This is a genomic window from Spirosoma agri, assembly GCF_010747415.1.
Classification (GTDB): Bacteria; Bacteroidota; Bacteroidia; order Cytophagales; family Spirosomataceae; genus Spirosoma; species Spirosoma agri.
The window spans coordinates 286,350-310,841 of the sequence record NZ_JAAGNZ010000001.1 but is presented as its reverse complement, the minus strand read 5'-3'; the positions used below and the strand labels follow the sequence as shown (position 1 = coordinate 310,841).

The 24,492-nt window shown below is 51.1% G+C and carries 16 protein-coding genes and 2 pseudogenes; 6 read left to right on the top strand and 12 right to left on the bottom strand.

The window, feature by feature from the left end; translation table 11 throughout:
- Positions 1-44: 44 nt before the first annotated feature.
- A complete protein-coding gene (locus GK091_RS01330) occupies positions 45-1,898 on the bottom strand; it encodes a glycoside hydrolase family 2 protein (RefSeq protein ID WP_164034834.1) in 1,854 nt (617 codons plus the stop codon).
- A 209-nt stretch (positions 1,899-2,107) separates the two neighbouring features.
- On the opposite strand from GK091_RS01330, the gene GK091_RS01325 reads away from it, so the two are divergent.
- On the top strand, positions 2,108-2,395 hold the full coding sequence (locus GK091_RS01325) for a hypothetical protein (protein WP_164034833.1): 288 nt from the start codon (positions 2,108-2,110) through the stop codon (positions 2,393-2,395).
- A 69-nt stretch (positions 2,396-2,464) separates the two neighbouring features.
- Here GK091_RS01325 and GK091_RS01320 read toward each other — a convergent pair whose 3' ends face one another.
- Positions 2,465-2,830: a DUF4359 domain-containing protein gene (locus GK091_RS01320; RefSeq protein ID WP_164034832.1), complete on the bottom strand. Its 366-nt coding sequence runs from the start codon at positions 2,828-2,830 to the stop codon at positions 2,465-2,467.
- A gap of 845 nt (positions 2,831-3,675) precedes the next feature.
- On the opposite strand from GK091_RS01320, the gene GK091_RS01315 reads away from it, so the two are divergent.
- Positions 3,676-6,102 (top strand): PAS domain-containing sensor histidine kinase, encoded by a 2,427-nt coding sequence (locus tag GK091_RS01315; RefSeq protein ID WP_164034831.1) that lies wholly within the window; start codon positions 3,676-3,678, stop codon positions 6,100-6,102.
- A gap of 83 nt (positions 6,103-6,185) precedes the next feature.
- Here the strand turns inward: GK091_RS01315 and GK091_RS01310 are convergent, their stop codons facing one another.
- The 3 genes from GK091_RS01310 to GK091_RS01300 all read right to left on the bottom strand — a co-directional run bounded on the left by GK091_RS01310 (position 6,186) and on the right by GK091_RS01300 (position 8,055).
- Positions 6,186-6,854, bottom strand: a complete 669-nt coding sequence (locus GK091_RS01310) for a TetR/AcrR family transcriptional regulator (protein ID WP_164034830.1) — start codon at positions 6,852-6,854, stop codon at positions 6,186-6,188.
- A 268-nt stretch (positions 6,855-7,122) separates the two neighbouring features.
- Complete coding sequence (locus GK091_RS01305; protein ID WP_164034829.1) at positions 7,123-7,344, bottom strand: hypothetical protein; 222 nt, start codon at positions 7,342-7,344, stop codon at positions 7,123-7,125.
- 312 nt (positions 7,345-7,656) lie between these two features.
- Positions 7,657-8,055: a hypothetical protein gene (locus tag GK091_RS01300; protein ID WP_164034828.1), complete on the bottom strand. Its 399-nt coding sequence runs from the start codon at positions 8,053-8,055 to the stop codon at positions 7,657-7,659.
- A 676-nt stretch (positions 8,056-8,731) separates the two neighbouring features.
- Here GK091_RS01300 and GK091_RS01295 point away from each other — a divergent pair.
- The 3 genes from GK091_RS01295 (at position 8,732) to GK091_RS01285 (ending at position 12,275) form a co-directional block, all read left to right on the top strand.
- Entirely contained in the window at positions 8,732-9,271 is a 540-nt protein-coding gene (locus GK091_RS01295; protein WP_164034827.1) for a carboxypeptidase-like regulatory domain-containing protein, read from the top strand.
- Positions 9,272-9,311: 40 nt separating this feature from the next.
- On the top strand, positions 9,312-9,551 hold the full coding sequence (locus tag GK091_RS01290) for a hypothetical protein (protein ID WP_164034826.1): 240 nt from the start codon (positions 9,312-9,314) through the stop codon (positions 9,549-9,551).
- 525 nt (positions 9,552-10,076) lie between these two features.
- A complete protein-coding gene (locus GK091_RS01285) occupies positions 10,077-12,275 on the top strand; it encodes a bifunctional alpha,alpha-trehalose-phosphate synthase (UDP-forming)/trehalose-phosphatase (protein ID WP_164034825.1) in 2,199 nt (732 codons plus the stop codon).
- 399 nt (positions 12,276-12,674) lie between these two features.
- Here GK091_RS01285 and malQ read toward each other — a convergent pair.
- The 3 genes and pseudogenes from malQ to GK091_RS01270 form a co-directional block, all read right to left on the bottom strand.
- Positions 12,675-14,138 (bottom strand): annotated as a pseudogene (gene malQ, locus GK091_RS30005) (4-alpha-glucanotransferase).
- 60 nt (positions 14,139-14,198) lie between these two features.
- Positions 14,199-18,803 (bottom strand): annotated as a pseudogene (treY, locus tag GK091_RS01280) (malto-oligosyltrehalose synthase); the annotation flags it as partial.
- 404 nt (positions 18,804-19,207) lie between these two features.
- Complete coding sequence (locus GK091_RS01270) at positions 19,208-19,687, bottom strand: ferritin-like domain-containing protein (RefSeq protein WP_164040473.1); 480 nt, start codon at positions 19,685-19,687, stop codon at positions 19,208-19,210.
- A gap of 253 nt (positions 19,688-19,940) precedes the next feature.
- Here GK091_RS01270 and GK091_RS01265 point away from each other — a divergent pair, with 253 nt between their 5' ends.
- Positions 19,941-21,518, top strand: coding sequence for a DHA2 family efflux MFS transporter permease subunit (locus tag GK091_RS01265; protein WP_164034824.1), 1,578 nt, complete (start codon positions 19,941-19,943; stop codon positions 21,516-21,518).
- A gap of 416 nt (positions 21,519-21,934) precedes the next feature.
- On the opposite strand, the gene GK091_RS01260 is transcribed toward GK091_RS01265, so the two are convergent.
- The 4 genes from GK091_RS01260 to GK091_RS01245 form a co-directional block, all read right to left on the bottom strand.
- Complete coding sequence (locus tag GK091_RS01260) at positions 21,935-22,579, bottom strand: hypothetical protein (protein WP_164034823.1); 645 nt, start codon at positions 22,577-22,579, stop codon at positions 21,935-21,937.
- A gap of 146 nt (positions 22,580-22,725) precedes the next feature.
- Positions 22,726-22,920 (bottom strand): hypothetical protein, encoded by a 195-nt coding sequence (locus GK091_RS01255; RefSeq protein ID WP_164034822.1) that lies wholly within the window; start codon positions 22,918-22,920, stop codon positions 22,726-22,728.
- Between the two features lie 52 nt (positions 22,921-22,972).
- Positions 22,973-23,230: a hypothetical protein gene (locus GK091_RS01250; protein ID WP_164034821.1), complete on the bottom strand. Its 258-nt coding sequence runs from the start codon at positions 23,228-23,230 to the stop codon at positions 22,973-22,975.
- Between the two features lie 309 nt (positions 23,231-23,539).
- Entirely contained in the window at positions 23,540-24,421 is an 882-nt protein-coding gene (locus tag GK091_RS01245; protein ID WP_164034820.1) for a DUF1684 domain-containing protein, read from the bottom strand.
- Between the last annotated feature and the right edge of the window lie 71 nt (positions 24,422-24,492).

The following is a 24,492-nucleotide window of genomic DNA, read 5'->3' as shown; positions in this document are numbered from 1 at the left end:
GTCAACTGCGGTTTTTAACCGACAATATAGGCAAAAGCCGTTCACTACGACGTTAGTGGCGTTGGAAGTGGATGTTCTGAACGTGAATTGAGGAGCCCTGCCGGTACGCTCAGTTCGCCCGTTTGCGGATCGATCAGGCCATTCTGCTCATCTTCAATGTTGGTCGCCTGTGTGTATAAATCACCCGCGATATCATGCTTTCTGAGCGCCTGTTTGAAAAGTCGAATGCGTTCGGCCCGATCTCCCGAATCATTGGGACCGCCGTAGTTGGCAAAACCAAAACCTCCCCATTCACTAATCACCAGCGGCACCTGACGACGATAAAAAAACGGATCGCCCACCACGAGTGGAAAAGCCGCCACATGCATTAGCTCCCCCGCCACCAATTGGTCAAGCAGTTCCTGCCACCGCGCTAGATCCGGCGTGTATAGATGAGCCGTCAGCAAGTCCGATTTGAGACGTCCCTCCCAGGAAATATGCTGCCATCCGTCGTTGTCGACGACCAAATACTGCGGATAAGTCAGCTGCATATAGTGGTACATATCCATGATGTACTGCCGTGTTTCAGGATTCGTCGCGATATCCTGAGCACCCCAATCTTCATTATAGAGACTCCAGATAACCACCGATGGGTGCGTGCTGATCAGCGCCACCATACGCAGCAACTCGGCTTTGTGATTTTGACGACTCCGGGCCGTTGAACTGTGCGGACTGGGCACCTCCACCCAAACCAGAAGACCCAACTTGTCGGCCAGGTTGTAGATTCGGGGATCGACGCCGGCAATGTGTACCCGCACCAGATTACACCCCAGTTCTTTCATCGCCAGCATGTGCCGCTGCATCTCTTCGTACGTGGCAGTACCGGGCTGATACAGAATACCATCCAGATAAACCGGCGAATTGTTGAGATAAATGTAGCGGCCACGCGCTTCGATCTTCCGTATCCCAAACCGCGTTTCGATCTGAGCGGGATATCCCGTCGAGTCGATGAGTTGAGCAATAAGTTTGTAGCGCGTCGGCGATTCGGGCGACCACAGTGCGGCTCCCTCCATGTCGAGTACGACCCGCTGTTGTTTTTGCCCAGCCTCTAACCGCAATGGGTAATCGGAGGTGGCAATGGGCTCGCTCCCCTGCAATTCATAAGCCTTCAGCCGTAGTATATAATCGCCGGGATCATGGATTCGAGTCGTCACACTAAACCGAACAAGCCGATCTTCAACGACACTGACCACCTCAAGGCGGGAACGTAGCCGGTTGCGTTCCACGGTTTCCAGCCAAACGCTGCGGACAGCGCCCGAATACGTCTGATACCAGATGCCGCCCCGTTTGTAGACGTGTGATTCCTGCTTACCCCGTGGAATCTCCGCGTCCATCGTGTCGGCAATGCGAACCGTAAGCCGGTTATGAGACCGTAAACACTCCTCGGGCAATTCGTAGGAAAAAGAGGTGTATTCGCCGTAGTGAACTTCCTCATCCTCAATGGTCCGTAATGGATGACCGTTTAGCCAGACTCGGGTTTCGTAGCCACAGGCTCCAAACGTAAGCTGGATGATGGAGTGGGAAAGGGGTTCGATGCGTTGCGGCAACTCAAATTCCCGTTCATACCAGGCAACAACTTTATCCTGCCAACGCGCTGGTGTGGCCTGACCCTTTGCCTCGGCCATGTGCGCTTCAATGGAACCTGGCCAGTGCGCTTTTCCATCGAAGGGGTATCCTACATACCAGCGTTGCTGCAATCCTACATCCTCCGTGTCAATGGCAAACCGCCACTCGCCATCGAGCAACAAATACGTGTTTGGGCGAAGAACGGACCTTGGTAGTTCATTGACGGGCTCGGCAACGTGAGCATCTTCTGGGCGGCTGGCCGAAAAGCTGGCATTAGGCTGTTTTGATTCCATAGACGACGTAGAGGTAAAACATAGACAACAGTAGGCTACCCCAATCTGTTTTAAGACTGCCGCGCCCGATAGGCATATGGCCTTCGGGCGAGATCACACAGCACGCCGAATAATCCGATTCAATGACGGTGAATGGTCGGGCAAAACCAGAATCCCAAAAACTATATAGTTCACTCAACGGTTTGTAGTAAGCCAAACCAACAACGACCATGGGAATCTACAACGGAGGGAATGACCGTATTGATCAATTTGATACCTGCCCAATCACAGGGTTAGCCGTAAGCTATGATTTTCAGATGGCTCCCGATCTGGATGCGTATGAATACAAGATTCCTTCCGTCAACCCAAACACGATCGTTACCATTACGGGGGCGGTTTTGGGAGAGGACAGTTTCGCCAAGCTCCGGCCCAGTGCCGACATACTAGAGGGGGAGATTGCGACAACCAACAACGAGCGTTATCTCATTGATAACGAAACGCTTACTCGATTTTCTTAGGCTCATCCTGGAGAAGTCCCGGGGGCACTCACCAACCTGAAGGGATTTCACTAACCAGGAGATGAGCGATTACCGAACCAGCTGATCGTCCAGTTTCGAGGTGATGAATACGTTACCCAGAACGCCGAACCCAATTACGTTCGATTTACCTTCGTACGAGAAATCAGTCAACGAAAAGAGCAGAAAGTTGGTACGGGTTACGCTCGCATCGATCAGTTTATCGACGAAAAAGCCTCCGATCAGCTTGCTCAAACTGCCGCCTAGCCCAGCACTTTCGCCTTCCTGATCACCCGTGGCTTTCTTTACCTGGTTCTGCATCAGAGAATTGGCCTTAGCCTTCACCGCTGATTTGTGATCGCTCTCGCTGGGGTTCGAAAAAACAAGTAGCAGGGTCGCAAACAACGCGAGTATAAGCCTGGTCGTGTTCTTGTTCATGATCAAATGGTGCATTCTGCGGCTGTTTTTGATAGCGACAGAGTAAACCAAAGGTAAGCTATTCCGGGCAATGGTCTACGCCGGCCAACAGCCTTGTTCACCGTTTATAAATCCTGATTGATCAAAGCGGCTTAACAGAAGCTGAGGTCAGCTGGCGTCAATTCGTCAGCACCGGGGCAACGGGACTCAAGCACTCTACCGTAGCAGGTACAGAACGGGACACTCGCTTTGTTGTTGATTCAATTACAGCGGTTGGTTTGGGGGCATCCTCATCATCAGACAGCCAATCGGCTTCACCTGGCCAAGTACTCTCTCGATGCGTAAGTGTAGGCAGAGCAACTATTCGTTTCAACTGGGTATAGATTAGCCCAAGGTTAATTACCCAATGGCTAAAGACGTACTGAGCAACGGCCACTGAAACAAGACAACTACCAAGTTGCCATAAAGACGGATTCACGAGTAAAAGCATTTATTCTTTTTTGGAGACAACCGAATCGCCAAGCGGCTTCCTTGTCTTATTCTACATCAATACTAGTCGCGCTACCCAAGGTATTGTCGGTATCCCCGTATACGATAAGGAACGCTATTTTTAAGACTTCATCCGGCCAAAAAGTCACATTACATACGCTCCCCGAGCCCTCACTCCGCCGACACACCTATTAATTAATAGTGACTTTTATATTCTATTGTTAACACAGAATCGCGATAGCCTCACGCTGAACAACTTACATTCTCCAGAGCTTCCCTACGGCTCCGTATACAGTTCTGATAGAATCCCTGCCCCTATTTGATTTTATGAATCAGGTCCCAAATCTTATCTTTCCCAACTAATTGAAAAAGTATAGATGGAGGGCGATCAACGGCCATCAGATCAGAAAGAGCTTACCGAGCAACCTGATCTCAGCTTTGCGTTACTGGCAGCCGGACTGGGCGTTTGGGAACTCGACCCAATGACGAAACGAGTTAAGTGGGACGATCAGTGCCGAAAACTAATCGGCATCGACAAGGGCAATCCGTTTTTCTATGAGCAGACATTGAGCTACGTCCATCCCGACGATGTAAACCGGGTGAATCAGGCTGTTCAATGGGCACTGAATCCGATATCTGACGGTCGTTACGCGGCTACTTACCGTACGATCGGTGATGATGGTCAACTACGCTGGGTCCGGTCAATGGGTCGACGTTATGTCAGCGAAGCGGGGCAGGTTACCCGATTCTCGGGGGTAGTTCAGGCTGCTAGTCAGGAACTGGCAGGCCACCAGCGTCAGGAGCCATTTGCTTCGCTGGTGGAACAGGCCCCTCAACTTATAGCAATCACGGATCTGGAAGGTCGCCTGCAATTTATTAATGGGCATGGTCTGAGCTTGTTCGGGTTAACACCGGATCAGGTCACGACCTGTCTTCTGACCGATTTTATTCCCTCTGAAGAAATGGATCGGGCCACTACCGAGATCCTGCCCAGTATTAGAAAGGGGAAGTGGTCGGGCGCAGTGGTGTTGATGCAGCCTAAAACCAAGCAGCGCATTCCGGTTTTCTGTGAGGTATATTTACTACTGGACACCATCAGCGGAACGCCCTACGGCATTGCGGGGATCATGCGGGACCAACGGCTGGAGCTAGCGGACAAGCAGGAACGGCTGGCAAACGAAGCCCAGTTCCGATCCCTGATTGAACAAGCCCCCGTCGCAACGATGCTGCTGACTGGTCCTAACCACGTAATTACGTTAGCGAATCAGAGCATGATTAACATGTTGGGAAAAGGACCGGCCATACTGGGCCACCCAGCCGCGGAAGTGGTCCCTGAGATAGCTAATCAAGCATACCTGGGCCTGCTGGACAATGTGCTTGCATCGGGCGACAGCTATCAGGCTACTAGTCTGCCCGGCCAGTTGGTCAAAGATGGTGTTACAACAACTCATTATTTCGATTTCACCTACAAACCGATGCGCAACGAGCAGGGGGAAACGTATGGTGTTTTGAGCATGGCAGTTGATGTAACAGAAGCGGTACTGGCCCGCCAGAAGCTACAGGAGGCCGAAGAATACCTGCGGGGTGCTATGGAACTCGCCGATATAGGTACCTGGGAACTGGATATGCCTACCGGTCTGATTACGTATTCGAAGCGGCTCCAGGGCTTGTTTGAGTTCACCCAGGATTCGATCGATATGAAGCGTGTTTATAACCCCATTCATGAGCGGGACCGAACACGAATTGAGCGGGCGTTAGCCAGAGCAGCCAATCCTGAATGGGGAGGTTTGCTGGACGAAGAATACACGATCGTTACAGAGCAGACAGGTCGTTCGCGTATCGTTCGGGTTCAGGCCCAGATGTATTTTGATACCAGTGGCCAGCCCCTTAAAATGGTCGGCACGATGCGAGACATCACAGAACAGAAACAAATTCAGCTGGCGTTGGAGCAGGAGGTACAGCAGCGCACCGAAGAGCTGGCGACAATCAACGAGAAGTTAACGACCAGTAACGAAGAACTGGCAGCCAGCAATAAGGAGTCGTTAGCAACCAACGAGGAACTGAACGAAACCAACTACTTTCTGTCGCGCTCGAACGATAACCTGGAGAAATTTGCCTACGTAGCGTCGCATGACCTACAGGAGCCCCTACGCAAAGTACAGTCCTTCGGGGATCTCCTGAAAGAGCGGTATGGAGATCAGTTGGGCGACGGTGTTGTTTACCTAGATCGAATGCAGTCAGCGGCTAGCCGCATGTCGACGTTGATTCGGGATTTACTGACCTACTCGCGCATTTCGACCCGGCGGGATCGGGTAAATCCTACATCCTTGGTCGAGGTGATGGATCGGGTGTTAACAAGTCTGGAGCTACGGATTCAGGAAACGGGCGCCACGGTCAACATTGATCCGTTACCAACGGTGCAGGGGGATTCTTCGCAACTGGAGCAGCTCTTCCAGAACCTGCTTAGCAATTCGCTCAAGTTTCGCCGTCCGGAGGTTCTACCCCTGATTGAGTTGAGAGCCGACAAAGTACTCCACAAAAATCTCCCCGCCTTCGTGACTCCAGCCAGAGCCGTGATGACTTATTATAAGATCGACATTATTGACAACGGAGTTGGTTTCGATGAGAAGTACCTCGACCGCATTTTCGAGGTTTTTCAGCGGTTGCATAGCAAACGGGAGTTCGAGGGCACAGGCATCGGCCTGGCGATCTGCGAGAAGGTAGCCGCCAATCATGGTGGTGCTATAACGGCGAGTAGTAGTCCCGGCCGGGGTGCGACCTTCAGCGTTTACTTACCCGTCTGACCACCATGATAAACAGCCACCCTACCAGAGAGTGGCTGTTGTGTATCGTACGTTCCTAAAGGGTCAATAGTAGGTGAATCAAACTACCAGGTATTTACGGCCAGGCTAACCGGTTTGGTAGCTACCTGAACGGTAGGCGAATCAATGGCTGAACGACCCAACGCTTTGTAAATCACTTTAATAGCATCTTCGATACGCAACCAATTTTCTTCTTTACGAAGATCGAGGCCAATCATCGACCGGTCATTCTGGGCAAGTATGGTCAGATACGATAAAGCTCCGATCAGCACTGCCGACATTGCCTGATAATCGCCCCCTTTAACAAAGCTAAGCTGCTCGACCAGTCGCGTTAGCTCCGTGTCCTGCGCCAGACTAACCCCGTGCGCCAGAGAATCATTTTCCTTGACAGTAGCCTTCAGAATCTCGCGGCTTGCCCGCGATGCCCGAAGCTGACGAAAAAGCTGAATGACCTGACTAGACCAGACGGGAGCTAAATCGGCCTGATTAACGGGCTGAATTTGAGCCAGCACAGCTGGTGTATAGGCAGGAAATAACCGTCCCATTTTGACGTAGTATTCCAGCAGTCCTTCAATACCGCCAAAATAGCGATAGATAAGTACCTTACTAACACCCGCCCGTTCAGCCACGGCATTGACGCCTACGCCGTCAAGGCCCCATTCGCTCAACACATCTTCCAATGCCTCTACAATTCGTTGGGTAGTGGCTGCTCTATTACGTTTACCTGTTTCCACAAAAAGGTCTTTATAGCGATAGTTAAATATAATTTTAGACAGTTAAAAGTACCATAGGTCACATTAATAATTGATTTTTTTAAAAAAGTGACTTCTTTTTAAAGTCTAAGTATATGCTATCGCATTTTGAAGTCTTAACAGAAATAGACCGAAGGCCGCTAACATCGATCTGATAAATGAGGGAACGGACGACCTTGCCTATGGACCAAGGGCGAAACATACAGAAACAATAAGCCCGGACTCGCATCCGGGCTTATTGTTTCTGCACTTATTTCTTACTCAGCTCTTTCCGCACTTTTTCGGCGGCTGCCAAATCTGAGAGCGTGATGTTGGCCTGATGACGAAGCGTTGGCGATACGGTCAAAATCTCGGTCGCCATTTTGATCAGCAAGGCCGCCGTGGCTGGTCCGTTTACTTTGCGACGAGCAGCGCGGGAAGTCTTGGTATCTAACAAAACGGGGGCTAATTGATGCACCTTAATTGACTCCATACAGGCTTAAAAGTAGTTGTTTACGTTCTTACCAAGAGAACATAAAAAGGAGACTATTTGTGCCCCAAAAACTACCTTTATCAGCCTAAAATCAATGATTTACGACCATTTCCTTCATTCTAAAATGAATAGAATCGTAACCAACTAATCAAAGCTAGACCATCTACGAAGAGGCATCTTTTTACGTCCCATTGTTCACCTTGACGTGAGGATCGCTTATAAAAAAAGTAGCGGAGCCCACTTGGAGACTCCGCTACTTTGAGTGGCGCTGAACTCAGCTCATTTTCGAGTGAGTGACCGTCAGTGCTTGAGTTAGTTTATAGCAACAAGACGGTTGGGAACAGTATGCTGTTGCGTAGCCAGTGTTATCGTTTGCGTTGTGGTTTCCACCCCGTTTGACATTTCTAATTGGTAGGCGCCGTCGGGCAATTCACTTATGTTCAAACTGATTCGTGCTACTTTTTCTTTCTTGCCCATGTGCTGGACAAACAAGACCTTGCCAGCATCATTCTTCAGCTTGATGTCAACAATACCATTCGTTTCTTTATCAAGAGCAACATTCAGTTTACCCTCTGCTGTGACGTAAATACCAGTTTTGTACGTAGCAACAGCCGTAGAGCGACTACCTGGATTAACTTCGGCCAATGAAGCGGACACAGTAACCAGACTAACGGTGAACGCAACGAGCAGGGAGTTGATAAGCGTTTTCATGGTCTTTATCTATTTTGATTTCTGATGTAAAGTCGAGTCGGGTTGTTCCCGATTGATGAATCAAAGGTATAGGCTATAGCTGGTACTATGCATTACAAACTACCGGAGCGGTTCGGCGGCTTGATGAGCGGCTGAAAGCAAGGCCGGTCGAGCAATAGTCCACGATATGACTCGCAACGACCAGCACGATGGTCCGCATTGATAAGGTAATTGCGAGCGATACAGCCTCTAATCGAGCAAACGTAGCTCTACTGAAGCCGCACCATTTCCCTGCCAACATTAGCGCCACATGGATGAATACGCTCTTGGCCAAGCGCACCTATAGGCCAAAACCGACCCAATGGTAGGCTTATCACCAGCGGTGCCCGTAGCAACTCCCAAACGCTTTCTGTTTATTGAGCAACGCCTTTCGAGCCACTATCCTATCACCATTAAGCAGCTAACTTCAGCCATCTGTCGTAGCCTGTTCAGACTGGTTTGCTGGAGTAATTGCAAAAAATCGTCATTCCACACGTTCCTCTCTGATTGACTCAGAACCATTTCCTCATTAATCCACATCACGTTCCGCCCAGTTGCTACCCCATAAGTTTTCAGGAGACCCTGGAGACTCTTCCAGGTAATTAACGGTTACCTGCGACTCAGCATAACCTTATACATATCTGACTATCAATTCCCTATGAACAACCACTACAGGTTATGTTTACTGATACTATATAGTTTTATCGGTTTTCTTACGTCATCCGCAACAGTAGCCCAAAGCATACGGGGCCACGTCACCGATGCTACCACCGGGTCCGATCTGCCGGGCGTATCGATTCTGGTGCAGGGTCCTAACACGGGCACCGTCACGGATGCCAATGGTCAGTATAGTCTATCGATCGAGCCGGGAAGCTACACCCTTCGCATCAGCTTTGTTGGCTACACGACACAGAATCAGCCAGTGCAGGTGACCACTGGAAGCCCGATTACGCTGGATATACGACTGGTTGAAAGTTTGGCCAGTCTCAACGAAGTAGTCGTCATTGGTTCCCGTTCCACGCAGGCCCGATCCAGCACGCAGACTGTGGCCCCTATTGATGTGATTCAGTCGCGCGATCTGGTGGCTACTGGCCAGATCGATATTACGCAGCAGTTGAATTTTGTCGCGCCCCGAAAAATGATCAATGCGTACACTTACCCGACCGATGACCAAACTTTCATTCTGGACGGTTGTTAAGTAAAGGCAACTCAACGCGTATCTTTAAACCCAAGTTAACATGGAAAACGAAGACAAAGACGATATCCTACGGGCTAAACAGGCTATTTCGCCCGCAGGGCTGGGTGACCGCTCCGACAAGGCAACGACCCTGCCCGGCAATGATTCACCCGACGATACACCCTTGAGTGGTATTGACCCAACACCATCGGACGCCGATGAGGATGATGACACACCGACAACGCATCCGAACCGGAATGCTGATGGGAAAGTCGATATTGACAAGCCATCTTACAGCTAAACGAGCTGACAACAAAAATGGCGCCTTCCCGGGAAGGCGCCATTTTTGTTGTCACTGATTCCGTTCGCCCTCGCATCTCAATTCGGCTTTCATCCGTAACGATCTTGATTCGGTTAATTCGGCCTTAGTTCATCCACTCACAGCTGGCAATAGACCAACGGAGGCAATCGACCGGCTCTTGGTCGATTCACAGGCTGGGCACCCGATTATCGTCGTATGCAGGCTTATCTGCCCGTAAGAATGCAAATCCTCATTTTTAAACCGTCTCTTCTATCCTTTCCCTAAAACGGCGGTTATACTGTGGCAGCCGTCGAAGGGCTATCAACCCGCACGTTTTATAGCCCAACCTTATGGATCGACCAATCGCTAGTTTCTTGAGCAGTGAGGCCTTTGCCACTAGATTAACGCTGGTGGCTTCCCGATCATAGATGGCCGGGGCCTTTCTACAGGATGATCAGGCGGTCGTTTACCAGTACAACAACTGGCAGGCTCGGCTGATGTACCTTTTTTGTTGACTCCTATTTTATGAATGATAATCGTTTACTTATTATTTCCTATCGACTGCCGTTTTCGTTCAAGACCGAAAATCGGGTCACATCCGTCAAACAATCGGCGGGCGGACTGGTCACGGCTGTGAAATCGCTGGACCTCCCGGCTTCGGCACCGAAACCCGTCTGGGTCGGATGCGCGGATTTCTCCCCGCGCGTTTGGGAAAAGTACAAGCATCTGGTCAACGACGATTTTGAGTACGTGCCGGTCTTTTTAGATAAAACGACGAATAAGGGATTCTATAATGGGTTCTCGAATTCGGTTCTCTGGCCGCTTTTTCATTACTTCCCTTCGTACGTCGATTATCACGACGAAGACCTGAACGCTTACCAGGCAGCCAATCAGGCGGTTTGCGACAAAGTCGTTGAACTTCTGCAACCCGACGATCTGATTTGGGTGCATGATTATCACTTCCTGCCTCTGCCAATGCTAATCCGGCAGAACAAGCCATCGGCTACCATCGGTTTCTTCCTGCACATACCTTTTCCCTCCTACGAAATTCTCCGTTTGTTGCCGGAAAAATGCCGCAATTACCTGTTGAACGGATTGTTAGGCGCTAATCTCGTGGGTTTTCATACGACCGACTACCGGGTTCATTTCCTGCGATCGGCCCAATTGAGCCTGGGGTTGGCCCATCGGCTGGGAACCATAGAAAATGGGCAGACGAAGGTTCAGACGGGAGCCTTTCCGATTGGCATCAACTACAATTTATTCCATGATGCCGCTGCGGATCAGGCGGTGGTGCAGGAGCGGCTTGATCTGAAGCGTTCGTATCCCGATAAACTTATTTTCTCAGTCGACCGCCTGGATTATACGAAAGGGGTTATGCAGCGGCTGGACGCACTGGAAGCGCTTCTCCGGCAGCATTCGGAGTGGTTGGGGAAGCTGGTCTTCATTCTGGTTGTGGTTCCTTCCCGCGACCAGATTCAAACCTACGGCGAGCGCAAGCAAATGATTGAACAGGCCGTGGGGCGGATAAATGGTTTGTTCGGTACATTGACATGGCTGCCCATTGTATATCGTTACTCAGACGTAACGTTTTCGCAGCTAGTCGCTCTCTACACGGCCTGCGATATTGCCCTGATCACGCCCGTTCGCGACGGGATGAATCTGGTTGCCAAGGAGTTCGTCGCTTCCCGGCAGGACCAGCAGGGCGTTCTGATCCTGAGTGAACTGACGGGTGCAGCCAATGAACTGGGGGAGGCCCTGCTGGTCAATCCACTCGATGAATATGAGGTCGCCGATCAGTTGCTGTATGCCCTGGCAATGTCACCCGACGAGCAACGGCAACGCATGATCACGATGCAGGAACGGGTAGCCAGTTATGATGTTAAACAGTGGGCAACTGACTTCATCGACGCGTTGCTAACGACGCAGCAGGATGAGCAAGCGAGCCGGGTGATTTTACTGGAAGGCGATGCAAAACAAACAATGCTCGACCAGTATGCCCAGGCCAAGTCTCGATTGATCGTACTGGACTATGACGGAACGCTGGTTGAGTTCACGACCGAACCGGAGCTGGCCAGCCCAACACCTGCCGTGATCGATCGGTTGAGCAAGTTAGCCGCTAATCCTGACAACAAGGTCTTGGTAATCAGTGGCCGACCAGAGAAAACTCTGGAAAAATGGCTTGGACATCTACCCATTAGCCTCGTTGCCGAACACGGAGCCACCAGCAAACAGGACGGCGTCTGGATTCGGAATGAAGCCTCAGACGAGCGTTGGAAAGAAACGATACGCCCGCTGCTGACCGATTTTGCCAGCCGTTGCAAGGGGTCCTTTATCGAAGAAAAAGAAGCATCGCTAGCCTGGCATTACCGGGGAGCGAACCAACAGATGGGGTTCAAGCGATCGCGTGAACTGGTCGATCTGCTGGAACATATACTACCCAGTGACCTACGATTACTGGATGGACAAAAAGTTATTGAAGTCAAAAGTCAGGAGACAAACAAGGGAAAAATTGCCCGTCAATGGGCTACTGCTCAACCTTACTCGTTCGTGCTGGTCATGGGCGACGATCAAACTGACGAAGATATGTTCTCCGCTCTGGCGACTATAACGCCCTACACCGTCAAGATAGGTCCGAAGCCTACCCAGGCGCACTATCGACTTAACGACGTGGCACAGGCGCTATCCGTTTTAGATGAACTCGCCACTTATACAGACCCTGCATAGATGTATAATCTGCTCAAGTTGCACCTCCAAGCGGTTTTCGCATGCCGTACCACGATGAGTAATGGCTAACGAAATGGTGTGATTGGGTGTTCGATAGGCCGTATCTCGGAGACACGGCCTATCGAACACCCAATCACACCATCAACTCGAATTGATTTAGCTATCTGTATGGCGGTCGGTACGTACTGACCAACCTCAGTTGATTCCCAGCCGACCAGGCAAGGCCGCTCTTACACTGATGGTTATTCCAATAATAAAAGTCGCACGAAGAAGCCACCGAAACGCTCGCTTTTTCCGCCCGTTGTATAGTGGTGAAGACTGAGCTTGAACGGCTCGGGGGGTACGTGATAGCCCTGTTTTGACCCGATAACGGGCTGATAAAGTCAATAGGATTCCGATTCAATACCGGTTGTACACCTCCGCCCACCCCCGAAGTTGCTCTTCCAGAACGGGTGTAAGCTGGTCGGGCAGTAGCCGCCAGGTCCAGTTGTTAGCCGATGCCGCCGGGTTGTTCAGCCGGGCCGTTTCGTCTAAGCCCAATACATCCTGAATGGGCAGGATGGCGGTTTGAGCAACTGACGCATACGCCAGCCGAATTAAAATCAGGTGCACATTCTCTTCCGTTACGGGCACACCAATGTATCGTTCCAACTGACGAATCTGCGGCCTACCCTGCCGGTACCAGCCCAATGTAGTGTTGTTATCGTGCGTACCCGTGTAGGCAATGATATTTGGCTTATGATTGTGCACATTATTGACCGACTTAGGCATGTCTTCGCCAAAGGCAAACTGAAGCACCGCCATACCCGGTAAACCAAACGCATCCCGCAGTTCGTAGACTGGCTGATCGATCTTACCCAGATCTTCGGCCACAAAAAGCAGGTCACCCAGTTCGTTTTGCAGCACCGTAAACAGGTCAGCACCAGGCCCCGGTTGCCAACTTCCATGAACAGCGGTTACTTCATCGGCGGGCACTTCCCAGTAGTCGGCAAAGGCCCGGAAATGGTCCAGCCGGAGCAGATCATAGCGTTCCATATTCTTGCGTAATCGCTCGATCCACCAGGCGTAGTGTTGCTTTTTATGAACATCCCATCGGTAAACGGGCATTCCCCACAGTTGACCATCGGCACTAAACTCATCGGGCGGTACACCGGCTACGCCAATCATCCTGCCATCATCAACACTGAATAACTCGGGATGAGCCCATACATCCACGGAGTCGTAGCTGACGTAAAAGGGCAGATCGCCAAACAGACGAACGCCTAACCGGTTGCAGTACATCTTCAGGTCATTCCACTGCCGGTCAAAGACAAACTGAAGCCAGTTGATCTTTGCCAGCGCATCGGTTTGTTGGTCGCGGAACGTCTGTAGCGCATTGGCTTCGCGAAGTCTGAGTGCCGTCGGCCAGTCATGCCAGGGTTTATTTTCATGATGCTGTTTCAGCACCGTATACAGCGCGAAGTCATCCAGCCAGTAGGCCTCTTCGGCACAAAATTGCTGAAACTCCTGCCGTAGTGCCGTTGGACAGGTCTGTTCAAAGGTCTTATACGCCTTATCGAACAAGGCTTCTTTTATTTATCTGGCTGCCTGGTAATCAATTCGATTGGTCAGGGTCAACTGAGCAGCCTGAAGGTCAGCATCGGTTAACAGTCCCGCCTGCTTCAACAAGGAAGGGCTCAGCAAAAGCGGGCTCCCTGCCATGCTGGAGGAGGTGCTATACGGCGAAAACCCCGCTACTGCGTCAACCGGATTGAGGGGCAATACCTGCCAATACGTTTGGTGGCTGCGGCTCAGAAAGTCGGCAAAGGTTCTGGCTTCAGCCCCAAAATCGCCGACGCCGAACGGAGATGGAAGCGACGTGATCGACAGCAGGATACCTGCGCTACGGTCAGATGAGGGCTGTTCGAGCTGGATAACTGCCAGGGGCAGAAACGTAAACAGATCGGCTATGGCAATCCCGTTTGCAGCCTTTCCGGTAGCGTTTGTGAGCCGGTGTGTCCACTGACGGGGTGCTTCGGCGGGTAAGATGATCCGGGTATTTCCCCAATCCAGCGACACGGCGTCAGTGTCCTGCTCACGGCACAGTTGAGCCACCCCCAACGGAATCGCCACGACATACCAGCTTCGCTCGTAATGCCGGGCAAAAGCCATCACATGCTCTTTGTAGCGCCCCTCCACCTGAAGTGGAATGTACTGCCCGTTGGCAAACAGGTCGACGTGCTGATTTCGTTCGTTCAGGAGCGTATGAATCAGCCAGAGCTTGATGCGGGCATCGTAGCGATGCTGCCATAACTCGGCCCACTGATCATCGTTTTCGCGGGTCGTCAGTTCATCCAGCCACCGCTGCCGCTGGTCAAAATCGACTGGCCGCCGGTTGTCGGGATCGACCAGGCTCAGGTCCCAGCCTTCGCAGCCCTGATAGATGTCGGGCAGACCGGGGCAGGTACATTTGAGCACCACTTGCGCCAGCGAATTGATAATGCCCAGGTCCGTTATTCGTCGGCAAAACGGCTCAAACCGCTTCCAGAATGGCTTTGTCGGGTCCAATAGCTGGCGAGCAAAGGCTTTGGTCGCTTCTTCGTAGACTTCATTCGGTTCGGTGTAGGTTGAATTTCGCTTGGCTTCCCGCAGGGCTTTTTGTAAATACTCATCCAGCCGCTCCGCAACGTCTTTTTCGTCCTGACCGGGTGAGGATGTACTCCGCTTCGGTTCATTGGCAGACTCGATCGTGGGCATTGGATAAACGCCTAGTAGCGTCTGATAAATGAAATATTCATCATTGGCATCCGGCGAATCCACGCTGGGCGAATCCACGCCGGGCGAATCTGCTTGCTTCAGGTCGCGATTAAGTTCCTGCCAGGCTTCCACTTCGGCAAACCACTCATCGGCCAGATCGGTCAGTACATTGAGTCGGCTGCGAACATCTTCGCCCCGCTTGGTGTCGTGGGTCGATGTGGCGTTCAGGGCAAGCGGCCATTGTGCCTGCCGATCGAGCATTTTCTGGTGAAAGTCATCGGTCGTAAGGCCAAAAAAATCGGGCGAGTCGCCCACTTCGTCGTGCCCGATGAAGCGGTTATACGTGTACATCAGCGTGTCCTCCACCCCTTTGGCCATCAGCGGCCCGGTAAATTGCATACAGCGCTGGTAAAATCGTAAGGCCCGCTCGTTGTAATCGTCATCACCTGCTTGCGGCTTTATCAGCAGTACGTCTTCCAGCAGATCGGCGGCTGGTTTCAGATTCGGTTTGAAACGACGAACCCGTTCCAGAATAGCCTGGATCGCCATAGCTTCTTCGATTTTCAGGGGCAGGTAATTACCGTAGTAGCGATAGACCGGGCATTGAACCAAAAACTCGCCGATGGCGGCTTTCAGCGTATCGGCTGGTAAAGCCGCTAACCGGTCCTCGTCAACCAGATTCAGGCTCTGGAACAACACGAACAGATTGTCCAGCTCACCCCGCATGTGTTCATCGAGGATGTATGCTTTTTTAGCCTGTACTTCCTGATGAACGACCTGCTTTTCCCCCAGCAGCTTTGTGTAAAACTGCGTGAATTTTTGCTGGCTACCCGTCCGGGTGAACAGGTTATTGACCAGGGCCAGAAACTGGTAGCCCGTTGCGCCCTGAATGGGCCAGCTGACGGGCAGCTCTTCGCCCGATTCCAGAATCTTTTCGACTACGATATAGGCTTCATCACCGGCCATTTCCCGAAGCTGTTCGAGATAGCGGCTCGGATCGTGCAAGCCATCGATGTGATCGACGCGTAGACCCTGCAACACACCTGCCTTCAGCATATTCTTTGTATGTTCGTGCACATGGTCAAAAACAACCAGATCCTGACTATTCAGGCAAATCAGGCTGTTGACGGTGAAGAAACGACGATAATTGATTCGGTAATCGGTTTCCCCATGAACGCATAGGCGATACACTTGCTCATCGACTAGTTGCTGAAGCCGATTTGTATCGGTATTTACCACTTCCAGACAGTCGCGAAAATACGCTTGGTGATCGGTATCATTGAGCCATTGCGCCAGCTTCAGCTGCCATTCCCGGCTACGCAGGCTGTAGGTGGTTGCGTCGGTCAGCTGGTCCAGATCAGGTAACTGACTTAGCAACAACTGAATGGCCTTACCAGATTTATTATCCGTCGCTTGCAGGACACGGACGTATGAATTCAGCCGCAACGGATAGGCACTGTCATAATAAGCCAACACCAGACGGTTATCCTGCCAGGCTACGGCCAGTTCGCCTTTCTGGAGAACCGCTTCCAGCGAGTTACCCAAAAACGGCACCATCAGTCGCCCGTGGTGAACCGGACTGGTCCAGTCGATGTCGAAGAAACAGCTATAGATCGATCGTTGTCCTTTTTCCAGCACATCCATCAGCCACGTATTGGCCGGGTCAAAGGCCATGTGATTGGGCACAATATCCTGCAACCAGCCAATTCCCCGTTCGGCCAATTGCTGATGGATCCGGGTCAATTGAGCCTGGGTGCCAATTTCAGGGTTTATCAGTTGTGGGTTGACCACGTCGTAGCCATGCTGACTACCGGCAACGGCTTCAAAGATGGGCGACGCATATACCGTTTTGATTCCAAGTTTATCCAGATACGGGATGATCTGCTCGAAGTGACTGAATGTAAACTCTTTATGGAACTGGATTCGGTAGGTAGCAATCGGGTTAGTCATGAGAAGGGGAATAAATAAGCAGCGATTCGGGGGGGACAACCAGCGCACGAGGATCGGCAATGACGTCAGCAGCGGCACCCGATCCCAGCCACTTGGACTCGGACGAGTCGAAAATTTCTGCCAGCCTTTACTACCCTCTGATACCGAAAGCGACTGGGGCTGATTGGCAAAATTCAGCAGGCAGAGCAACTGCTGATCCTCATGCCAGCGATGTACCACCAGCGTCTGTTTCTCTTCGTTTTCGACCACATTCAGGTTCTGGCGGTTCAGATGGCGCAGAACCGGATGCTGCCGGCGCAGGGCGATCAAGACCTGATAATACCGAAACAGGGTCTGGTGAGGCTCCTGCTCCAGTAACGACCACTGCAACTGGGAGCGCTGAAACGTATCGTCGCTCAGCGGGTCCGGCACATCGGCACCGTCATGGAAGTCGGCAAATTCTTCCTGCCGACCCTGACGCACGGCTTCGGCAAGCTCGGGCTCCGTATGGCTCACAAAGTACAGAAAAGGAGCCGTCTCTCCCCACTCCTCGCCCATGAACAGCAGGGGAACATACGGGCTGATCAGCACCGCGCCCGCCAGCAGTTTCTGTAGCTCAAAACTATAGAGTTGACTCGACCGCTCACCCAGTTTACGGTTCCCCACCTGATCGTGATTCTGGGAAAAAACAATAAACTGATGACCCGGACTGGTTGGGGCTTTGCGGCCAAACAACTTCTTGCGGACGGCCGAGAATTGACCATCGTAGACATAAGCATCCCGATAGGCTTTGGCCAGATGACCGATACCGTCGAAATCGGCGTAGTACCCCTCCTGTTTTTCACCGGCGCTCACCCGCAGGGCATGGTGAAACTCATCCATCCACTGTGCGTCCATACCGTAGCCGTGTTCAGCCAGCGGGTTGATGAAGCGGGGATCATTCAGGTCGTTTTCCACTATCAGATAATGCCGACGACCCGTTGCTTCCTTCAGCTGGTCAACCTGCTCCCGTAGTTCGGCCAGAATATGAACCGGACTGAAATCCTTAATGGCGTGAACGGCATCCAGTCGAAGCGCATCGATGTGAAAGTCACGCAGCCACATCAGAGCATTTTCCAGGATGAACTGCCGCACCCCATCGCTCCAGACATCATCGACGTTGATGGCATTTCCCCAGGGGGTACTGTATTTATCCGTCAGAAAAGGGCCAAATTCGTTCATGTAATTTCCTTCTGGCCCCAAATGGTTATAGACAACGTCCAGCACGACGGCTATACCTTTTTGATGACAGGCATTTACCATGTGTTGCAGAGCGGTCGGCCCCCCGTAGGCATTTTCGGCGGCAAACGGAAATACGCCATCATACCCCCAGTTTCGTCCATCCGGAAACTGGCTGATGGGCATGAGTTCGATCGCGTTGATCCCCAATTCGATCAGGTAATCCAGTTTTTCTTCCAGCGCCGAAAATGTGCCACCAGGTGTAAACGTGCTGATATGCAGTTCGTAGATCAGGTAGTCTGCCAGTTGGGGGCTCTGCCAGTGCTGATCCTCCCATTGAAACAGGGTCGTGTCGACAGCCTCCGATGGCCCATGCACGCCCTGTGGCTGTGATAGCGAAATAGGATCGGACCGCTCGTCCTGACCATTTATGACAAACTGGTACAGGTCGCCTGGTTGGATCTGGTCGGTCGATAGCCGCCAGTAACCCAGCTCTTCCCGGTTAAGCGGTAGGACTGCCGGTTTTCCGTAAATCTTGATAGCCGCGTGTTCAATCGATGGAGCCCATAGTACGACGTTTGTGTTGTTTCTTGTTGAGAAAGTCACCCCAAGTGTGCGTGGATTCGGGGAGGTTCGGTTACTCATATACGTAAGTTATTATTGAGGCATCAGCCATCCGTCCGGCCAATCGACAATTCGTGGCTAGATCGACAGATACGACCTATTTTTTAACTCACCATGGCTGGCCGATGCCCGTTCAGCGAATTAGAAGTGAGCGAATGGCTACCGGAACGCAGTCGGGAGCCTGATTGACTGGCGGATGAGCGAACAGGGAACGACAAAAACGGTAACCCCTGGACCAGACCAGCCATTGAGCTTGGCTCAGACCAATGAGCAACGGCTTGGAATAGACGAAGCCTGATGTTTGTTTCGGATGCCACGAGTACTATACGTAGGCAATCAACGACAAACCTCAGGCTTCGTACCGGACAAACACCGGGTTCTTTTTACACCAATACCTTATCAGGCAGAACCAGCCTGCGTTCACCTTACGATTGAACCGCTTTCTGATTTACCGAATCGGTCGCAATGTACGTTAGCTTCTCGTCGGCTGCTTTCTCTTCCCTCAATGTTGTCTCCAGCAAATTGGCGATCTGTGTATGACCCGCCTGCTGAGCCAGCGTGCGGGCCGTACCGTAGCTGGCAATTTCGTAATGTTCCATCTTCTGAGCAGCACCGATAATTGCGGCATCGGCCACGGGTCCATCTTCAAGTTGAGCCAGTAGGTCCTGAGATTCTTCAACCAGCCCCTGCATCGCCATACAGGTCTCCCCGTCAGGATCAATACCTAACTGACGGGCAATCTGCTCCAGTCGGACTACCTGACCTTCGGTTTCCCGCTGGTGCACTTGAAAAGCCTCCCGAAGCTGTTCGCTTTGTACCCGTTGGGCCAGTTGCGGCATTGCTTCCAACGCTTGCTTTTCGGCCGAGTACAGATCTTGGATCGTGTGCTCCATGAGGTCATCCATCGTTTCCATAACGTGTTTTGTCTAGCTGCGCGACAAGCTGGATTGCTTGTCGGTTACCCCTCTAACCCATATCCGTGTGGGTAGGCGGGGTCAAGTGAGGAAGCGGCCAGGCATCTGCCAGCGAGCCGTGTATACCGGCAGAATCTCACTTCTTCGGAGCCATTTTTTATTTTCAGCTATATAGTAAACCAAATTGACTATCTATGCGTTTAGTCACTAGCTTAGCTCAAATTCATCCACTGCTCATTCGCTTATGCAGTCCACTCTTGCTACAAATTCACCCGCAGTTCCAACGGGTTTAGTCCGAATTATTATTGTTGTCACGGCTATTTCGGCGGCTGTGATGGAACTCATCGACGTTACCATTGTCAACGTAGCGCTCAATGAAATTGCCGGTGCGTTAGGAGCAACCATCGAAGACGTAGCCTGGGTTGTCACCTCCTACGCCATTGCCAACGTCATTATTATACCGATGACAGGCTTTCTGGCCGATTATTTCGGTCGTAAACGTTACTACGTTGCCTCCATCATTTTATTCACGATTGCCTCTTATTTCTGCGCCAGTTCGACCAGTTTATGGGAATTGGTGTTCTGGCGGTTCATCCAGGGTATGGGGGGCGGAGCCCTGCTTTCGACCTCGCAGGGGATCATTTTCGATGCGTTTCCACCTGCCAAACGAGGTGTTGCCTCCGGTATTTTCGGCATGGGTATCATTCTCGGACCGACGCTGGGGCCATTTTTAGGCGGAGTCATCGTCGAAAACTACCACTGGTCTTACATCTTTTACGTCAACGTGCCTATTGGTATCCTGGCCACCGTACTGACCATGCTTTACATCGCCAAGAAGCCGGGCGAAGGCACGCGTAAGAGTCAGATCAAGATCGACTACGCGGGTATTTTGCTGCTGGCTGTGGGCGTAGGTTCGCTGCAATACGTGCTCGAAAAAGGGCAGTCCGATGACTGGTTCGAATCCGAAACTATTCTGATCCTTACCGTAACGGCCATCGGTGGACTGGGTGGCTTCATCTGGCGACAGCTGACAACGGCACACCCGGTCGTCAATTTGCGCGTACTGGGCAAAGGGACCCTCGGCGTGACAACTATTTTTAGTTTCGTGGCGGGTTTGGGACTCTTTACATCCGTGTTCGTTTACCCCGTGCTGGTCCAGCGGATAAACGGGTTTACACCCACCATGACGGGCCTTTCGTTGCTCTGGCCTACGCTGGTTGGCATTCCGTTGTTTCCCATTATCGGGAAACGGTTGTCGGTCGGAGCCTCCCCCCTGCCTTTTATCATTGTCGGTATGTGTACGTTCGTGGTCTTCGGCTTTTACAGCGGAACGATGAATGGGCAGGCCGATCAGTGGGATTTTTTCTGGCCGCAAATGATGCGCGTATTTGGCGTGACAATGCTGCAATTACCGCTCATCAATCAGGCGGTGGCGGGTTTACCTCCCCAGGATTTTCCGTCGGCTATTGCGCTCAATAACATGATCCGGCAGTTAGGGGGCGCCTTTGGCATTGCGCTGGCCAACACGTTCGTAAGCCGCGACTACGCCCAGCACCGTTATGATCTGGTCTCCAATCTCGATCCGTCAAATCCATTACTTACAGAACGGCTCAATCAACTCGGCGGAGCCGGGGCCCGTGCGTACAAGATACTTGATCTGGCCGTGGACAGACAGGCTTACCTGCTCGCTTATCTGGACACATTCCGGCTGGTGGGTATTTTCTTCCTGATCATTCTGCCGCTGGTCTACTTCCTGCGAACCAAGAAGAAATCAGCTCAGGAAATTGCGCTCGCAGCAAAGGCCATGTCGGAAGCCCATTGATCCGACATGCAGTAACGTTGGCCGCTAAACCTTCGGTAAACAAGGTCCATTGATTGGAGAATTCAGGGGCGCACTTATTCCTATAAGTGCGCCTTACCCTTTCATCTACGCTTCCGTACGTACCACCAAATGCCTATTACCAGCACGATACCCACGAGGGGAAGGATCAGACTACCTTTATAAAGTACACCGTAATAATCACCTGGAAGCGGTTCAACTTGGTTGATTATAGTCATGACAGCCTGTTCAATTTATGCTTTAATCACTACATATCAACGATTTACGGTATTTATTTCTGAATCACAAATTACGGCTGTTGCCAGTCAAGAGTCACTAGCATTGCCCCCACTTCGGCTACAACGACGTTGGTACTACAAAAAAAGCTGTACTGAAACTGGTAGGTGGACCTCCCTTGATCAATGCGAAGCAATTCGCAGCGTCCAGGCGTCGACATTGCCGGAATCGAAGCTATTTTTAATGAGCCGCTGCTGGTTCGTATCATCAAACGGTTTACCTGTCTGCATGGCCTCTTTCAGACCTTGGGGTACTGGCAACCCTATTACCGCAAAAACTTTCTCGGCGACATCGCTATACATCTGTAAGGCTTGCCATTTTTCAGCCCGGTTGTTCAGGTTCACTTTAATGGTAAGTGCCTGAATGTAATCCGGCGAAGGCGATTCCAGAAAGAGGACCAGGTTAGTTGGTAGCCCTTCGGGACCAGGCGGCCCAATTTCACGATAATCAGCGGTGTATATCCACTCGTTGTGGCTGGTCCGCCATTTGCGAATCGTACCCGTTCCCAACGCCACCAATCTATTCTGGAGTTTATGGACACTATTGAACGCAGATACCCGGCAAAATTGCGGAGAAGTCGGCGCATACTCGGCCTGGAGAAACAGGTTTATAACGGATTTATGCAGATTATCAGCTTCGGAATTGGCCTCGAATCCTGAAGTTGATCCCTGTTTTGTGGCTCGTGTACCGGTATAGATTACTACTCCCAGCACCAACATGAACACACTGACAACGCCAAATACGTACGTGGGTTGATTGAACTTCATTATAAAACACGGTTCTATCAGCTAGAGTTAGCTTACGTAATCACCTAGCCTCCACTGCTGACGGAGAGAGTTTTATCATTTCGTATAATGAGCACCAAGTGCATACGATTTACGCTCATGATTGACCTCTTCTCGGCTGGTGTTGATCAATCATCAAGCAGGCAATGCAGTTGAATCTCGTCTAAATCACCATCCGGACAAACAACATACACGACATCCCGGATGGTCAAAAACCGATTGGCATCAGAAACTTTTTCGCCAACTCGAGGAATGGATGGCAATCGAACTCCGCCCAGTTTCCGGCCTTGGTAATAGAGATGAAGGTGTATAGGTTGTTGCATATAAACTGGCTGATGGCTTAGGAAATGAACGTACTGGACAACGAACTGACCTTTACAGATCGCATTCTTCTACCAAACCGACTGATGACGAAAGCCATCGCTGCCCGTACTTGTCGATCACGTTCTTGGCCCGTTCAATTGTTGACACTGTTTTATAAATATGACCCGATGTAGGCTCAATAATTTGGTAAGCGACCGCTGCACCCAGCGCTATGTAATAATCGTCGTTGATGACACAGTCTAGTACCGATCGTGGCGAAATAATGAAACCTTCATGAGTCATAACAATCCCCTTAAGATACTTTTCCATTTTCTGTATAACACAAAGTTACTATAAATAGGATTATTTTACATAATAACCAATTGCCTTTGCGTCACAGATTTTAATAGCGTACGCTCCCGTTTGGCAATAGATCCGTTACGAATCATCCAAAGACATGCTCTGATACCCGATCACGACGCCGTTATAATCGAAAATGTACGACAAAGCCCGGCAACAATGATGCTGTTACCGGGCTTTGTCGTACATTCCCGTAAGTCGTAATCAATTCCTGATCCTGCTCGATACGATACTAACGGTCACCTTGCTCAGTAGCGATATACACGCTGACCAACCGTCTTAATGATCACCATAACGTTTTTCACCGGCGGCAATGGCCACGGCCAGTTTGTTTTCCTTGGGCGGTGTTGGGCACGTTGCGTAAGGCGTAAAGGCACAAGGCGGATTCGTCGCTTTATTGAAATCCAGATACGTGTACCCATCGGCATCAGGACCGGGCGCATCCAGGAACCGGCCACCGCCATAGGTTTCGTGCCGGTTGGTCTGATCCGCAAAAATAAAGTGCAGATGGTTGACGGTGCCGGTAGCATCCAGACTGTATTCGTTCCCATTCACGCTGAATACTAATTTACCCGGCGAGTCTTGTTCGCTTACTCGACCTGTAATATCGGTAATCGAAATTTTCTTACCAGCGGTAGGCACAAACTTAGCCTTGATACGCCAGTCCGCACTGATCGGATAGGTATCGATGCCTTTGAACTCTTTCAGATACGGGCTTTCCAGATCGCGGAGACGAACCGCAAATTTATTGCCCCGCTGAATGACAAACCAGCGTAGTGACTTGTGGCTCAAAACAAGTGGCTTGCCCGTGTACGGAAAAAGGACGAGGCTCATCACGGGCTCATCACCCGCATAAACCTGTGCGCCAGCAATCGTTTCCAGCGTGACCTTGCCCTTGTCCAATACAATTTTCCCGAGTTGCGCATCACTGTGATCGGCGGGAAATACGATGCTATTCTTGTCGCTTCCCCCGAACGTATTGACGCCCTCTTTCAACCAGAACAAACCAGCCAGATTGAGCCAGCCTTCTTCTTTTTTCAGGTCTTTGACTCGTTTAGCATGCCAGGCTTTAATTTCCTCTTCGTAGGCGCTATCCGATTTGAACGCCAGTACCGAGGCTAATGCAAGGAGAAAAAACAGGAGATTCGATTGTGTTTTCATGTGTTTGTAGTCGATTGGTTGAAACGATTTTATTTAGCCTTAACTGTATGACCCGCAGAGGCACAGCGATT